This window comes from Bradyrhizobium sp. NBAIM14 (assembly GCF_020193895.1).
Classification (GTDB): domain Bacteria; phylum Pseudomonadota; class Alphaproteobacteria; order Rhizobiales; family Xanthobacteraceae; genus Bradyrhizobium; species Bradyrhizobium yuanmingense.
In genome coordinates this window covers 230,177-245,452 of the sequence record NZ_JADYVQ010000008.1, presented here as the reverse complement: position 1 = coordinate 245,452, position 15,276 = coordinate 230,177, and the positions used below count along the sequence as shown (strand labels likewise).

At 64.0% G+C, this 15,276-nt stretch carries 10 protein-coding genes and 1 pseudogene; 7 read left to right on the top strand and 4 right to left on the bottom strand.

The genetic code is table 11. The annotated features are described in order from the left end of the window. The first annotated feature begins 99 nt into the window (after positions 1-99). The 6 genes and pseudogenes from metG (at position 100) to I6F28_RS21220 (ending at position 6,733) form a co-directional block, all read left to right on the top strand. Positions 100-2,046, top strand: coding sequence for a methionine--tRNA ligase (metG, locus tag I6F28_RS21245; RefSeq protein WP_225140891.1), 1,947 nt, complete (start codon positions 100-102; stop codon positions 2,044-2,046). Between the two features lie 13 nt (positions 2,047-2,059). After that, positions 2,060-2,836, top strand: a complete 777-nt coding sequence (locus I6F28_RS21240; RefSeq protein WP_225140889.1) for a TatD family hydrolase — start codon at positions 2,060-2,062, stop codon at positions 2,834-2,836. A gap of 13 nt (positions 2,837-2,849) precedes the next feature. Continuing rightward, a pseudogene (locus I6F28_RS21235) lies at positions 2,850-3,648 on the top strand (MBL fold metallo-hydrolase). 158 nt (positions 3,649-3,806) lie between these two features. Then, positions 3,807-4,400 carry a TRAP transporter small permease gene (locus tag I6F28_RS21230; RefSeq protein WP_035999231.1) on the top strand — a complete coding sequence of 198 codons (594 nt, stop codon included), beginning with the start codon at positions 3,807-3,809 and terminating at the stop codon, positions 4,398-4,400. 2 nt (positions 4,401-4,402) lie between these two features. Then, complete coding sequence (locus I6F28_RS21225) at positions 4,403-5,716, top strand: TRAP transporter large permease (RefSeq protein ID WP_035999234.1); 1,314 nt, start codon at positions 4,403-4,405, stop codon at positions 5,714-5,716. Between the two features lie 39 nt (positions 5,717-5,755). Further along, positions 5,756-6,733, top strand: coding sequence for a TRAP transporter substrate-binding protein (locus tag I6F28_RS21220; protein ID WP_035999237.1), 978 nt, complete (start codon positions 5,756-5,758; stop codon positions 6,731-6,733). Between the two features lie 54 nt (positions 6,734-6,787). Here the strand turns inward: I6F28_RS21220 and I6F28_RS21215 are convergent, their stop codons facing one another. The 4 genes from I6F28_RS21215 to I6F28_RS21200 all read right to left on the bottom strand — a co-directional run bounded on the left by I6F28_RS21215 (position 6,788) and on the right by I6F28_RS21200 (position 12,767). Beyond that, entirely contained in the window at positions 6,788-8,437 is a 1,650-nt protein-coding gene (locus I6F28_RS21215; RefSeq protein WP_225140887.1) for an acyl-CoA synthetase, read from the bottom strand. A gap of 21 nt (positions 8,438-8,458) precedes the next feature. Continuing rightward, positions 8,459-10,348: a TRAP transporter large permease gene (locus tag I6F28_RS21210; RefSeq protein ID WP_225140886.1), complete on the bottom strand. Its 1,890-nt coding sequence runs from the start codon at positions 10,346-10,348 to the stop codon at positions 8,459-8,461. Positions 10,349-10,377: 29 nt separating this feature from the next. Continuing rightward, positions 10,378-11,409: a TRAP transporter substrate-binding protein gene (locus I6F28_RS21205; RefSeq protein WP_109143763.1), complete on the bottom strand. Its 1,032-nt coding sequence runs from the start codon at positions 11,407-11,409 to the stop codon at positions 10,378-10,380. Positions 11,410-11,888: 479 nt separating this feature from the next. Beyond that, a complete protein-coding gene (locus I6F28_RS21200; protein ID WP_225140884.1) occupies positions 11,889-12,767 on the bottom strand; it encodes a ferritin family protein in 879 nt (292 codons plus the stop codon). Positions 12,768-12,966: 199 nt separating this feature from the next. On the opposite strand from I6F28_RS21200, the gene I6F28_RS21195 reads away from it, so the two are divergent. Further along, positions 12,967-15,261: a NosR/NirI family protein gene (locus I6F28_RS21195; RefSeq protein WP_225140882.1), complete on the top strand. Its 2,295-nt coding sequence runs from the start codon at positions 12,967-12,969 to the stop codon at positions 15,259-15,261. The last annotated feature ends 15 nt before the right edge of the window (positions 15,262-15,276 follow it).

Below are 15,276 nucleotides of genomic sequence, written 5' to 3'. Positions count from 1 at the left end.
CGGAAAAGTGCGCAGCGGTTTTCCGAAAGATCATGCGCAAAACAATAACGGAACGCCGAGCCGTTTCCAAAATTCGAGAAGCCGGTAAAGGAATTCGTGGTGGCAACGCGAGCTAAGAAATCCGTCAAACGCAAGAGCGGCAAGAAGGCTGCGAAGAAGGCCGTCAAGAAAGCCGCGAAAAAGGCCAAGGCGCGCGCGGCCAAAGCTGCCAAGAAGGTCAAGAAGACCAAGAAGGCTGCCGTCAAGAAGAGCGTGAAGAAGGGCGCCGCAAAGAAGGCCGCGAAGAAGCAGGTCGTCGCCAAGAAGGCGGTGAAGAAAGCTGCCAAAAAGCCGGCCAAGGCTCCGGCGAAGAAGGTCGCGAAAAATGCGGCTGCGCCTGCCGTGACCGCCGCACCGACTCCCGTCGTGACGCCTGAGAAGCCAAGGGCGCCGAAGCCAAAGGCTCCTCGTTCACCGAAGCCCGTCGCTTCTGCGCACGTTGCCGCGCCTGCGGTTGCCGCCGCGCGCGACAACATCTTCTACATCACCACCGCGATCGCCTATCCCAACGGTAGCCCGCATATCGGTCATGCCTATGAGGCGATCGCGACCGACGCGCTGGCGCGCTTTGCGCGGCTCGACGGCAAGGATGTGTTCTTTTTGACCGGCACCGACGAGCACGGTCAGAAGATGATTCAGACGGCGGCGAACGAAGGCATGTCCACCGCCGCGCTCGCGACGCGCAATGCCGGCCGCTTCAGAGAGATGGACGAGCGCCTGGACGTGTCGTTCGACCGCTTCATCCGCACCACCGAGGAGCAGCATCACCGTTCCAGCCAGGAGATCTGGCGCCGCATGGAAGCGAACGGCGACATCTACGCTGACACCTATTCGGGCTGGTACTCGGTCCGTGACGAGGCCTATTACGCCGAGGACGAGACGCGTGTGAACGACGATGGCGTGCGCTTGGGGCCGCAGGGCACGCCGGTGGAATGGGTGGAGGAGAAGAGCTATTTCTTCCGCTTGTCGGAGTACCAGGACAAGCTGCTCAAGCTCTATGCGGATCAGCCCGACTTCGTCGGGCCGGACTCGCGCAAGAACGAGGTGGTGAGCTTCGTCAAGGGCGGCCTGCGCGATCTCTCGATCTCGCGCACCACGTTCGATTGGGGCGTGAAGGTGCCCGGCGACGAAGAGCACGTGATGTATGTCTGGGTCGATGCGTTGACCAACTACATCACCGGCGTCGGTTTCCCCGATGAGAGCGACAAGAACTGGCGCTATTGGCCGGCCGACGTGCACGTCATCGGCAAGGACATCATCCGCTTCCATGCGGTGTATTGGCCGGCCTTCCTTTTGTCGGCGGGCATCCCGCTGCCGAAACGGGTCTATGCCCACGGCTTCCTGTTCAACAGGGGCGAGAAGATGTCGAAGTCGGTCGGCAACACTGTCGATCCCTTCAACCTCGCCGACCAGTACGGCGTCGACCAGTTGCGCTACTTCTTCTTGCGCGAGGTGCCGTTCGGCCAGGACGGCAACTACAATCACGAGGCGATTGTCGCGCGCATCAACGCCGATCTCGCCAACGATCTCGGCAATCTCGCGCAGCGCTCGCTGTCGATGATCGCAAAACAGCTCGGCGGCGTGCTGCCCGAGCCCGGCGAGTTCAGCGACAACGACAAGGCGATCCTGGCGATGGCCGACGGCATGATCGCTGCCTCGCGTGAAGCCATGGCGACGCAGCAGATTCATCAATGGCTCAACGCCGTCTGGGCCGTGGTCGCGGAGGCCAACCGCTATTTTGCGGGTGAAGCGCCGTGGGCGCTCGCCAAGACGGATCCGGCCAGGCAGAAGACGGTGCTCTACGTCACCGCCGAAGTCGTGCGTCAGATTGCGATCCTGGCTCAGCCCGCGATGCCGACCGCCTCCGGCAAGCTGCTCGACAGCCTCGGCATCCCCGAAGCCGAGCGCAATTTTGACATGCTCGGCGGCGCCAAGCGCATCGCGCCCGGTTCGACGCTGCCGGCGCCGATGCCGGCGTTCCCGCGCTACGTCGAGCCGGCGGCCTGAAGGCGTTCGCACGATGCTGGTCGACAGTCATTGCCATCTGGATTTTCCGGACTTTGCGGAAGATCTCGACGGTATCGTGTCGCGGGCGCGAGCCGCCGGGATCGCCCGCATGGTCACGATCTCGACGCGGGTCCGGCGGCTGCAGGACCTGCTCGCCATCGCGGAGCGCTATGACGACGTCTATTGCTCGGTCGGCACCCATCCGCATCATGCGGACGAGGAGGACGGCATCGCGCCGGATGAGCTGATTGCGCTGACCCAGCACCCAAAGGTCGTCGCGCTCGGCGAGGCCGGGCTCGACTATTTCTACGACAACGGCTCGCCGGAAGCGCAGGCAAGGGGCTTTCGCTCCCACATCGCCGCTGCCCGTGCCACCGGCCTGCCGCTGGTGATCCACACCCGCGACGCCGACGAGGACTGCGCGCGCATCCTGGAAGAGGAGGCCGCGAAGGGATCATTTCGCGCCGTCCTGCACTGTTACACGGGCGGGCGCGAGCTGGCGCTGACGGCGGTGTCGCTCGGGCTCTATATCGGCTTCACGGGAATCCTGACCTTCAAGAAATCGGAGGCCTTACGCGCGCTCGCAGCCGAACTGCCCTCCGACCGTATTCTAATTGAAACGGACTCGCCTTACCTTGCGCCCGGCAAGTTTCGGGGCAAGCGCAACGAGCCGGCCTACGTGGTCGAGGTCGCAAGAGTGCTCGCCGAGACGCGGGGCGTGTCCGTTGACGAGATCTCGCGCCAGACCAGCGAGAACTTCTTCCGCCTGTTCTCGAAGGTGAAAGCTTGAGACTGGGAGCCACATGACGCTGACGCTGACGATCCTGGGCTGCGGCTCCTCCGCCGGCGTGCCGCGCCCGGCGCTCGGCTGGGGCGCCTGTGATCCCAACAATCCCAAGAACCGCCGTCGCCGCTGCTCGCTGCTGGTCGAACGGACGTCCGAGCACGGCACGACACGCATCGTGATCGACACCTCGCCGGACCTGCGCGAACAATTGCTCTCGACCAATGTCGACCACATCGACGCGGTGTTCCTGACGCACGAACATGCCGACCAGAACCCACGGCATGGATGATCTGCGCTCGGTCGTCATGCACATGCGCCGGCGCATTCCAACCTATTTCAACCAGTCGACCGCCAAGGACATCCTGTCGCGGTTCTCCTATTGCTTCATCTCGCCCGAGGGCAGCGATTATCCGCCGATCCTGACGCGGCATTCGATCGAGGCGGGAGAAAGCCAGACCATTCTGGGGAAGGGCGGCGCGGTGACGATGACCGCCTTTCTGGTGCAGCACGGCAACATCCCCGCGCTCGGCTACCGCATCGGGGATGCGGCCTACACGCCTGATCTCAATGATATCCCGCGCGAGAGCTGGGGGGCGCTGGAAAATCTCGATCTCTGGATCGTCGACGGCCTGCGCTACACCGGCCATGTCAGCCATTTCAGCATTAACGACGCGCTGTCCTGGATCGAGCGCTTCAAGCCGAAGCGCGCGGTCATCACCAACATGACCGCCGACGTCGATTATGAGGTTATCCGGCAGTCGCTGCCCCCTGGCGTGGTGCCGGCCTATGACGGGCTGCGGCTCGAGACGCACTAAACCCGCGGTGGAAATTCTCCTGCCAGCCGGCATAGACCTTGCTTGCACCGGCCCCATCATGTTGATCTAACGTCTGAAAGACAGGCGTTGGGCAGGGCGATATTCAAACAGGACCGGCAGTCGGATGCTATCGGTCCGTCGAGTCGCATCGTGTGAGGATGGGGATCGCGTTGGCAGAGGACGATGTAGCGACTCAGGGACCGGTACGACGCGCGCTGGACCTCCTCTATCTCGGCGCGGGCTATGCCGCGGGCGTCTTCCTGGTCGCGATCTTCGCAATCATGATGGTGATGTCGGTCGGGCGCCAGTTTGCGCTCAACATTCCCGCCGGCGATGATTTTGCGTCCTGGTGCATGGCGGCGATGGCGTTCCTCGGCCTCGCTCACACCTTCAAGCGCGGAGAGATGATCCGCGTCGGCCTGTTGCTGGAGCGCTTGCACGGGCGGACCAAGCAGATCGCGGAGGTCGTGGCGCTCGGCATTGCCGCTGCCTTCATTCTCTACTTCACCCGTCATGCTGTGCAGATGACCTACGATTCCTGGCGCTTCAACGACGTGGCGCAGGGCGTGGTCGCGCTTCCGCTCTGGATTCCCCAGCTCGGCTTCGCCGGCGGCCTCGTGATCCTGTCGATCGCGCTGATCGACGAGATGGTCAACGTCATCGGCGGCAACCGTCCGAGCTACGAGAAGGGCTCGCCCGACGAAACTCCGGAAGAGTTCGTCGAACGCATCTCGCAGGGCGGTGGGGGCTGACCATGGCCAGTCTCGGCATGATCGAGCTGTCGTTCGTCCTGCTCGGCGTCATGATCCTGCTGCTGGGAAGCGGCGTCTGGATCGCGGTCTCGCTCGGGCTGGTCGGCTTCGTGGCGATGGCGCTCACCACGAGCCTGCCGCTCGGCACCGTGCTTGCGACCACCACCTGGAGCGCGAGCTCATCCTGGACGCTGGCGGCCCTGCCGTTGTTCATCTGGATGGGAGAGATTCTCTTCCGCACCAAATTGTCGGAGGAAATGTTCCGCGGCCTGTCGCCCTGGGTGCAGTGGCTGCCGGGACGGCTGACACATGTGAACGTGATCGGCTGCGGCATCTTCGCGGCGGTGTCGGGTTCGTCGGCGGCGACCTGCGCGACGATCGGCAAGATCGCGCTGCCGGAGCTCGACAAGCGCGGCTATGACAAGGGCCTGAGCCTCGGATCGCTGGCGGGCTCGGGCACGCTCGGCCTGCTGATCCCGCCGTCGATTCCGATGGTGGTCTATGCCGTCACGGCGAACGTCTCCGTGCTTCAAGTGTTTCTCGGCGGCTTCCTGCCGGGATTGCTCGTGATCGCGCTCTATTCCGGCTACATCATCATCTGGTCGCTGCTCAACCCGACAAAGGTTCCGCCGCGCGATCCGCCGATGCCGCTCCGGCAGAAGCTGCGCGAGTCCGCCAAGCTCGCGCCCTGCCTGCTGCTGATCCTGGCGGTATTCCTGTCACTCGTTCTCGGCTTTGCGACGGCGACGGAGTGCGCGGCCTGGGGCGTTTCCGGCGCGCTGCTGCTGGCTTGGTGGAGCGGCACGCTCACGCGCAAGAACTTCCTCGAGAGCATCATGAGCGCGACGCGCCTGACCTGCATGATCATGCTGATCCTGGCAGGCGCGGCCTACACCACGGCGGCGATGGCCTATACGGGGATTCCGGCCGCGCTCGCCACCTGGGTCCAGGGCCAGCAGCTCACGCCGAGCATGCTGGCGCTGTATCTGAGCATCATGTACATCATCCTGGGTTGCCTGATCGACGGCATCTCGATGATCGTTCTGACCGCTGTCATCGTGCTGCCCATGGTCAGGCAGGCCGGCCTCGACCTGGTCTGGTTCGGCGTCTATCTGATCATCCACGTCGAAATGGCGCAGATCACGCCGCCGGTGGGGTTCAACCTGTTCGTGCTCCAGAACATGAGCGGCCGCGATACGTTCACGGTCGCGCGGGCGGCCTTCCCGTTCTTCGTGCTATTGCTCGCTGCGGTCTTCATCATCACGGAGTATCCGCAGATCGTGACGTTCCTGCCGAAGCTCGCTTTCCCAGACTGAGCGTACCCGTTCTCTAGATCGACTGTGAGGAGAAGTCCGATGATGTCTCGTTTATTCCACGCATCTTTGATTGCTGGCGTTGTGCTGGCCGCGACACCTGCCTTGGCTCAGACCAAATGGAACCTGCCGGCAGCGTATCCTGCGGACAATCCGCACTCCGAAAACCTGGTCGCGTTCGCCAAGGACGTCGAAGCCGCCACCTCGGGCAAGCTCCAGATCACGGTTCATCCGGGCGCCTCGCTGTTCAAGGCCCCCGACATCAAGCGCGCCGTGGTGACCGGGCAGGCGCAGATGGGTGAGGTGCTGCTGTCGATCCACGAGAACGAAGACCCGATCTTCGGCGTCGACGTCGTGCCGTTCCTCGCGACCAGCTTCCCCGAGGCGACGAAGCTGTATCAGGCCTCCAAGCCTGCGATCGCCAAGAAGCTCGACGCGCAAGGTCTCAAGCTGCTGTTCGTGGTGCCGTGGGCACCGCAGGGCGTCTACGTCAACAAGCCGCTGGCCACGATCGAGGACATGAAGGGTCTGAAGTGGCGCGCCTACAATGTCGGGACCGCGCGGATCGGCGAACTGGTCGGCGCGCAATCGGTCACGATCCAGGCTGCGGAACTGCCACAGGCGTTGGCGACCGGCGTGGTGAACTCCTTCATGTCGTCGGGCGGCACCGGCTACGATTCGAAGGCGTGGGAGTCGCTCAAATACTTCTATGACGTGCAGGCCTGGATTCCGAAGAACTACACTTTCGTCAACAAGGCTGCGTTCGAGGCGCTCGACAAGCCGACCCAGGAGGCCATCCTGAAGGCCGCCGCCACCGCGGAGACGCGCGGCTGGAAGGCTTGGGAAGAGAAGGCCAATTGGTACCTCGGTCAGCTCAAGGCCAAAGGCATGACTGTCGAGCCGCCGAGCCCGGCACTGAAGGCCGGCTTCCAGAAGATCGGCGACCAGCTCACGGCCGACTGGCTTAAGAAGGCAGGGGCCGACGGTCAGGCGGTGCTCGACGCCTACAAGAAGATGTGAGGATGAGAGAGCTTCCACCCGCCGCAGGCGGGCGGAAGCTTCTTTGGCCGCTGGTCAGGCCGAGATCGCCTTCACCGAGCCGACTTCGTTGCGCAGCAGGAACTTTTGGATCTTGCCCGTGGACGTCTTCGGGATCGGCCCGAACACGACCGCCTTCGGCGTCTTGAAGCCGGACATCTGGCTGCGGCAGAAGGCGATGATATCCGCCTCGCTGGCACTGGCGCCCTCTTTCAGTTCGACGAAGGCGCAGGGCACTTCACCCCATTTCGGATCGGGCTTTGCCACCACGGCCGCGAACAGCACGGCCGGGTGCTTGTAGAGGATGTCCTCGACCTCGACCGAGGAAATGTTCTCGCCCCCGGAGATGATGATGTCCTTGGAGCGATCCTTGATGATGACGTAGCCGTGCTCGTCGAGCACGCCGAGATCGCCGGTGTGGAACCAGCCGCCTTCGAAAGCTTCCCTGGTCGCCTTCTCGTTCTTCAGGTAGCCCTTCATCACGATGTTGCCGCGGAACATGACCTCGCCGATCGTCTCGCCGTCGCGCGGCACCTGCTGCATCGTTTGCGGGTTGATCACGGTGACGCTTTCCTGCAGCGGGTAGGGCACGCCCTGCCGGCGCTTCATGCGCGCGCGCTCGGCGGCGGGCAGGTCATCCCAGCCCGGCTGCTCGGCGCAGACCGAGGCGGGGCCGTAGACCTCGGTCAGGCCGTAGACGTGCGTCAGCTTGATGCCGATGCTTTCGGCGCCTTCCAGCACCGCGACCGGCGGCGCGGCGCCCGCGATCAGGCCGACGACGCGGCGGGCCGCATCGCCCTTTGGTGCATCGGGCGCGTTGATCAGCGTGTTGTAGACGATCGGCGCGCCGCACATATGGGTGACGCCGTGTTGCTTGATCAGCTCGAAGATCCTGGTCGGCTCGACCTTGCGCAGGCAGACATTGATGCCGGCGGCCGCCGCAATGGTCCAGGGAAAGCACCAGCCGTTGCAGTGGAACATCGGCAGCGTCCAGAGATAGACCGGATGCTGGCCGAGATTGCCGGCGAGGATGTTGCTGACGGCGTTCAGATAGGCGCCGCGATGATGGGTGACGACGCCCTTGGGATTGCCCGTCGTGCCCGAGGTGTAGCTCAGCGCAATCGCGTCCCATTCATCGCTCGGCGTGATCGGCGCGAAGCTTGGATCGCCTTCGGCGACGGCTGCCTCGTATTCGATCTCGCCGATGCGGGTGCCGCCCTTGAACGATGCATCGTCGACGTCGACCACCAGCGGCTTGGGGCCGGTCATCTGCGCCAGGGCCGCAGTGATGACGCCTGAAAACTCTGGATCGACCAGGATGATTTTCGCGCCGCCATGATCGAGCTGGAACGCGATCGAAGGCGCATCGAGGCGGATGTTGAGCGCGTTGAGCACGGCGCCGGTCATGGGCACCGCGAAGTGCGCCTCGTTCATCGCGGGAATGTTCGGCAGCATCGCCGCGACGGTGTCGCCGACGCCGATGCCCTTGCTCGAAAGCCACGAGGCGAACCGCCGGCAGCGCTCATAGGTCTGAGCCCAGGTGAAGCTGCGGCCTTCATAGACCGTACTGACGTGATCGGGATAGACCGCGGCGCTGCGCGCGAGGAAGCTCAGCGGGCTCAGCGGCACATAGTTGGCTTGCGTCTTGTCGAGGCCGATATTGTACGGATTCTGTCGCTCGCTCATCGACACCCTCCTTTAACCGCATCAAAGAAATCCGATCGAGATCCAGGGAAAGATCGCGACGATGATCAATCCCACCAGCAGCGCCAGCAGATAGCCCCAGATCGGCCTGATGCCTTCGGCCGGATCGACGCGCCCGATGGCGCAGGCGGCATAATAGCCGACGCCGAAGGGCGGGGCGAATAGCCCGATACCCATGGCGAGAATGATCACCATGGCGTAGTGCACCTCGTGCACGCCGACGGCGCGGGCGATCGGAAACAGCAGCGGTCCGAACAGCACGATCGCCGGGATGCCCTCCAGCACGCTGCCGAGGATGGTGAAGGCCAGGATCGACACGGCGATGAAGGTCGCAGCCCCGCCCGGCAATCCCGTCATGGCTGCAGCCAGCGAGCGCGAGAAGCCGGATTGGGTCAGGCCCCAGGCCATGCCGGTCGCCGTGCCGATGATCAGGAGGATCGCACCCGACAGCGCGGCGGTCTCGACGAGCATCGGAAACAGCCGCCGCCAGTCGAAGCGGCGGTAGATCAGAAGGCCCACGAGGGCGCCATAGACGATGCCGATGGTGGAGACTTCGGTCGCGGTCGCGATGCCCTCGACCACGGCATAGCGGATCACGAAGGGCAGCGCGAGCGCGGGCAGGGCGACGACGAAGGTCTTGCCGATCTCGGATGCCGTCGCGCGGCGGACGTGGCTCATGTCCTCGTGGCGGTAGCGCCACCACACCAGCATGCAGAGCGTGACGGCGAGCACGACGCCGGGCAGGAGGCCGCCGGTGAAGAGGGCGGCGATCGAGACGCCCGTGACTGAGCCGATCGTGATCAGCACGAGGCTGGGCGGGATGGTCTCGGTCTGGGCGCCGGTGGCCGCCAGCAGCGCGACGAGATCGCCGGGCTTGGCGCCGCGCTCTTTCATCTCCGGGAACAGCACGGGCGCGACTGCCGCCATGTCGGCCGCCTTGGCGCCAGAGATGCCGGAGACGAGGTACATCGCGCCGACCAGCACGTAATGCAGGCCGCCCCTGATATGGCCGAGCAGGCTTGCCAGGAACGCCACCATGGCCCGCGCCATGCCGGTCATCTCGATCAGTAACCCCAGAAACACGAACAGCGGCACGGAAAGCAGGATGAGGTGGCTCATGCCCTCGTCCATGCGCCCGACCAGCACCATGACCGGCGTGCGCGTGGTCAGCGCGAGATAGCCGTAGATCGCAAGACCAAAGCCGAACGCAATGGGAACCCCGGCAAAGACGCAGAAGCCGGCGACGCCGACGAAGAAGATGATGAGGTTGAGATTGCCGAGCGGTCGCAGCAATGGCTCGGCCAGCCAGAACAGGCCGATCACGACCGCAACCGACAGCACGGCGGCCGCAACCATGCGGTGGTCGGCGGCGCGCGCGAGCCGCAGCAGGGCAAAGGCCGCCATCAGGCCGATGCCGGCCGGCAGCGCGGCGGCGCGCCACATATTGGAGATCTGCAGCGCCGGCGTCGTGATGTAGCTTTCTTCATAGGCGTAGTCGCAGGCCGGCCACACAATCAGGATCAGGAACGCCAGGGCCGCGGAGGTCGCGACCAGATCGAGATAGGCCCGCATCGCCGGCCTGGCGTTGGCGACGACCGCCGTCATGCGCATGTGCTCGGAGCGGCGGAACGCAACCGCCGCGCCCAGCATGGCGAGCCACAGGAACAGGATCGAGGCGAGCTCGTCCGACCAGATCAGCGGCCGGTGCAGGCCATAGCGTGCGACCACCCCGGCAAACAGGATCACGATCTCGGCGACCACCAGGATCGCCGTCGGGATTTCGACGACGAGGCCAAGCACGCGCTCAACTGAGGCCAGCAGCGAAGGTCGGCGAGGGGACTGCAACGTCACCTCGCCCACCGCTTCGGTCACCTCGATCTCGACGTGAGCCATCTGATACCGACCTCGACGGCCCCAATGCGCTACGACAGCTTGCCGACGGCTTTCTCCAGAAGCTCCCAAGCCTGATCGCCATATTTGCCCTTCCATTCGGCATAGAAGCCGGCGGAGCGCAGCTTGTCGCGGAACGGCGCGATGGCCGGCTGGTTGAAGGCCAGGCCCTTGCCCGCGAGCTCCTGCTGCAGGTTGGCGTTCAGCTTGGCGGTATCTTCACGCTCCCTAACGGCGGCGGCATTGATGTTCCTGGCGACGACGGTGCGCACGTCCTGCGGCAGCTTTTCCCAGGCTCTGCGGTTGGCCAGGAACCAGAATCCGTCCCACATGTGGTTGGTCAGCGAGCAGTACTTCTGCACCTCGTAGAGCTTGCCGGTCGAGATGATGGCCAGCGGGTTCTCCTGGCCCTCGACGATCTTGGTCTGGAGTGCGGAATAAACCTCGCTGAAATTGATCGAGGCGGGCGCGGCATCGAACGCCTTGAACATCGAGGTCCACAGCGGCGACACCGGCACGCGGATCTTGAAGCCCTTGAGATCGTCAGGCCCGGCGATCGGCCTGGTCGACGACGTGGTCTGGCGGAAGCCGTTGTCCCAGATCTTGTCCATGACCTCGAGGCCGGCCTTCTTGATCTCGCCGCGGACATGGGCGCCGAGATCGCCGTCCATGGCCTTCCAGACCGTGTCGTAGTCCGGGAACGCGAAGCCGATGCCGTTGATGGACGCCGCCGGCACCAGGGTCGACAGGATCAGGCCGGACAGCGTGAAGAACTCGACGCCGCCGGAGCGGATCTGGCTCAGCATGTCGGTGTCGGAGCCGAGCTGATTGTTCGGGAAGATTTGCAGGTCGAACTTGCCGCCTGTCTCGGTCTTGATCGCCGCCGCCATCTCCTTGGCACGGACGTTGAGCGGATGGGTGTCGGGCAGGTTATTGGCGTACTTGTAGGTGAACTCGGCGCTCTGGGCGCGGGCCACATGGGGCGCACCGAGGCCGCCCAGGACCGCGGTCGCGGCGGAAGCCTTGAGAAGCGTGCGTCGGGAATAGCGCGTGGAAAGGACCATGGGTCTGCTTCCTCGGAAGGTTTGTTGTTGTTCTGAGATGCAAACCTATACGGGCGGTCCGCCTTAGGGTCATCTGCGATCTCGCGGATGCCTCGCTTATTGCAGCCGGACAAGGTCACGGCAATATCGGCTTTCGCAGACCTCGACCCGTTTCAAAATCTGAAAAACAACCCCATGCACAGTAGACGTCAAGAGCTAAGACGACGGCCGACGCGCAGACGGAGATACGGGCTTTGGCGAAGGTCGGATGTCAGCAATTCCGCCCAAATGATTGATTTCATTGTACATAAATATATTCCATAATATACCTTATGCGAATTGTGGATTTTGCTCTGGCGACGGCATCCGACCGCTCGCATCGCATCGAGGCCCACCCTGAGATTCCGTCTGGGACGCTTTCGACGGCCTGCCGGCCACTGTCCTTCGGACAAGCCGCCATGCGATCGAGGGCACCCATAGCCACGATTGCCGCAAGCGCGTTACGCCGCCGACAGCGATCGGAGCCAAGCCAATCTCGAGATCGCTTGCTCTGCCAGTCGCTGCAGGCGTTCGAGGTGGGCCGCATCGGTCGCCCGTTCGGCGCCTTCGAGGTAGCCGTCGACGAGCGCTTCGGCGACCTCCAATGGGCCTTTGCGCTCCAAGGGCGCCGGAAAGCTTCCCGCACCCACGGCGGCGTCGGCCATCTCGATTGCCTGTTGGCGAATGCCCCTTATCCGGACCGCCGCTGGCCCGCCCAGGCGTGGTTCCATCTCGGCAAGTTGCGCGGCCAGGCGGAGCTCGAGCCGCTGCGCGTCGATATGCGGCGGTCGAGGCTCCGCCGACGTCTCGGCACGGCTCCGTTCGTGTTCGTGGCGATATGCGCGCCGCCTCTCCTTCCGCAGCGCGGCGACATGGCCGAGTTCCTCCCTTGCCATGGCCTCGGACGCCTTCTTGACTTCAGGATCCCGGGAATAGGCCGCCAGGTAGGACCAGAATGCGAAGGCCCGTTCCTCATTGCGCACTGCCATCGCTAACGCGCGGTACGGCGTCAAAAGCCGGGAGGTGTTCACCTCAGCGGCGGTCTCTGCATCGAAGGTCTCGGGCGCTTCCCAGCGCACCAGCGCAGGATCCGGATCCTTGCCGCAGCGCGATTGCGACCATCGTGCGACGCTGTCGACGTGCTCGCGTTCCGCGGCTGCGAGTTGGGTGAATACCGCCGCCAAGTCGTTCTTGGTCTGCCGACGCATCTCATCGGCAAATCCGCTGTACCTGTTCGCGGCCTCCTGTTCCATGGCATGCGCGAGCGCGAACAGCTCATCAAGCGACTGCAAGGTACCGGTCGGCTCGGCTCCCAGGAGAGCCTTTCGAAGCAGAGGCATTGCCGAATTCCTTCGCTGTTTGATCCAGCGCAATGAGGCATCGTGTCCGGATACTAACAAGGCTGTATTGACGCGAGTCAATTCGGCTCAGGCAATGAGCCTGCCAACCCGGCGTCAGCGGCGATCCCGGGACATCAAACTTTCGAAATCGAATGAAAAGCTGTCCTCGTTTGGGGCGGCTGTTCCACCTGTGGTGCTCATGGCCCGGAGTTGTTCCGCAACCGCAAACGATTGGCTCGGCGGCCCGTTGCTCGCCGTCCTCTTTGCGATCTGTGCAACGCTGTGGCTCGAACCCGCATGCGCCGCAGGAAATCTTGCGGGTTATCTTTCCAAAACATCGCCTGCTGACTTCTTCCCAAGCGCCGAGCGCTTCGGACCTCCGCAGGGCGATCCGCCCATCGTGCCCGTCTATCGTGGTGACCAGCTCCAAGGTTTCGTGTTCCTGAACTCCGACTTCGCCAACACCGTCGGCTACTCCGGCAAACCGATTCACTTGCTGGCTGGAATCGACCCCAACGGCGTCATCACCGGCATCAAGCTCCTCGATCACAAGGAGCCGATCGTGCTGGTCGGCATTCCCGAGGCGCGCATCATCGCTGCCGTGAACGCGCTGATCGGCAAGGACATGAAGCCGGTCGCAAGTGGTGCCGAGAGGCCACCGCAGGTCGACATCGTCAGCGGCGCAACCGTCACCGTGCTGGTGATGGGCGACAGCATCGTTCGTGCGGCGTCCAAGCTGATCCGAAGCGGCCGTGTTGGCGGCGGCAACGGCGCGGCGGTTTCAGCTGCCCTGCCCCCCGCCATCAAGACGCTGGATCTCGAACACAGCGAAGTCCGCGACTGGGAGAGCCTCGTCGGCGACGGTTCGATCCGCCGGCTTCATCTCGGGATCGGCGACATCAACGACGCCTTTGCAAAATCCGGCAGCGCGGCGGCGACTCAATATCCCGAACCGGGTGACGCGAACGACACCTTCATCGATCTTTACGTCGCCCTCGCGAGTGCGCCCACGATCGGCCGCAGCCTCCTTGGCGAGGATGGCTATCGACGCTTGAAGGAGGGCCTTAAGCCCGGACAGCAGGCGATCATCGTCGCCGGCAACGGCCCCTACTCCTTCAAGGGCTCGGCCTATGTGCGCGGTGGTATCTTCGATCGGATCGAAATCCTGCAGGAAGGCAACAGCACCCGCTTCCGCGACCGGAACCATACCCGCCTTGGTGCGCTGGACGCGGTCGGCGCGCCGGAGTTCAGGGAAGTCGCGCTGTTCGTCACGCCTCCCGAGTTCACGCTGGATCCAACGCAGCCGTGGCAGCTTCAGCTCCTGGTGCAGCGCAGCCTCGGCGGCCGCGACAAGGCGTTCCTGACCTTCGACGTCAACTACATCCTGCCCGATAGCTACATACGCCGCGAGCAGCGGGCCGTGACCGTGCCAGAGAGCGCAGCGCCTCCGCCCTCGCAGGCAGCCGTCGCGGCCGCCCCGCCGGCGGAGGCGGACGAGCCACTCTGGATGCGGATCTGGCGATCGAGCACGGTCTCGATCGCCATCACCGCCTTCATGCTGGCCGCCCTCACCGGCGTCTTCTTCTTCCAAAACCTCTTGGTGCGCCGCCCGGTGCTCTACACCTGGGTGCGGCGGGGCTATCTCGCCTTCGTTCTGGTCTGGCTCGGCTGGTACGCCAACGCGCAGCTCTCCGTCGTCAACGTCGTCACCTTCACCAACGCGCTGGTGACCGGCTTCCACTGGGAATTCTTCCTCGCCGCGCCGCTGATCTTCATTCTATGGGCGGCGACGGCCGGCGGGCTCCTGTTCTGGGGGCGCGGACCGTTCTGCGGTTGGCTGTGTCCCTTTGGCGCACTGCAGGAGCTCACCAACACGGCTGCGAAATGGCTGAAGGTGCCGCAAATAACGGTGCCGTGGGGACTGCATGAACGGCTATGGCCGATCAAGTACATCATCTTTCTCGGACTGTTCGGGCTGTCGCTCTACTCCGTCGAGATGGCCGAGCGATTTGCCGAGGTCGAGCCGTTCAAGACCGCGATCATCCTGAAATTCTCACGAAGCTGGCCGTTCGTGGCCTATGCAGTCGCCCTGCTCGTCATCGGCCTCTTCATCGAGCGCTTCTTCTGTCGCTACCTCTGTCCGCTCGGCGCGGCGCTCGCGATTCCCGGGCGCATGCGGACGTTCGAATGGCTGCGCCGCTGGGAAGAATGCGGCTCGCCGTGTCAGCGCTGCGCCAAGGAATGCCCGGTGCAGTCGATCCATCCCGAGGGGCACATCAACGTCAACGAATGCATCTACTGCATGCATTGTCAGGAACTCTATTACGACGACCACCGCTGCCCGCACATGATCCAGGTGCGGCTCAAGCGCGAGAAGTTCGCGGCGATGTCGTCGCCCTCGATGCGCTCCGGCGGCAAGGGTCCCGCGACCGTCATTACCGCCGGTGGCAAGCCCGTTGCCGCATCGGCAGTCCTCTCTCCACCCCCAAACTGAACCCGAAGCCGAGGA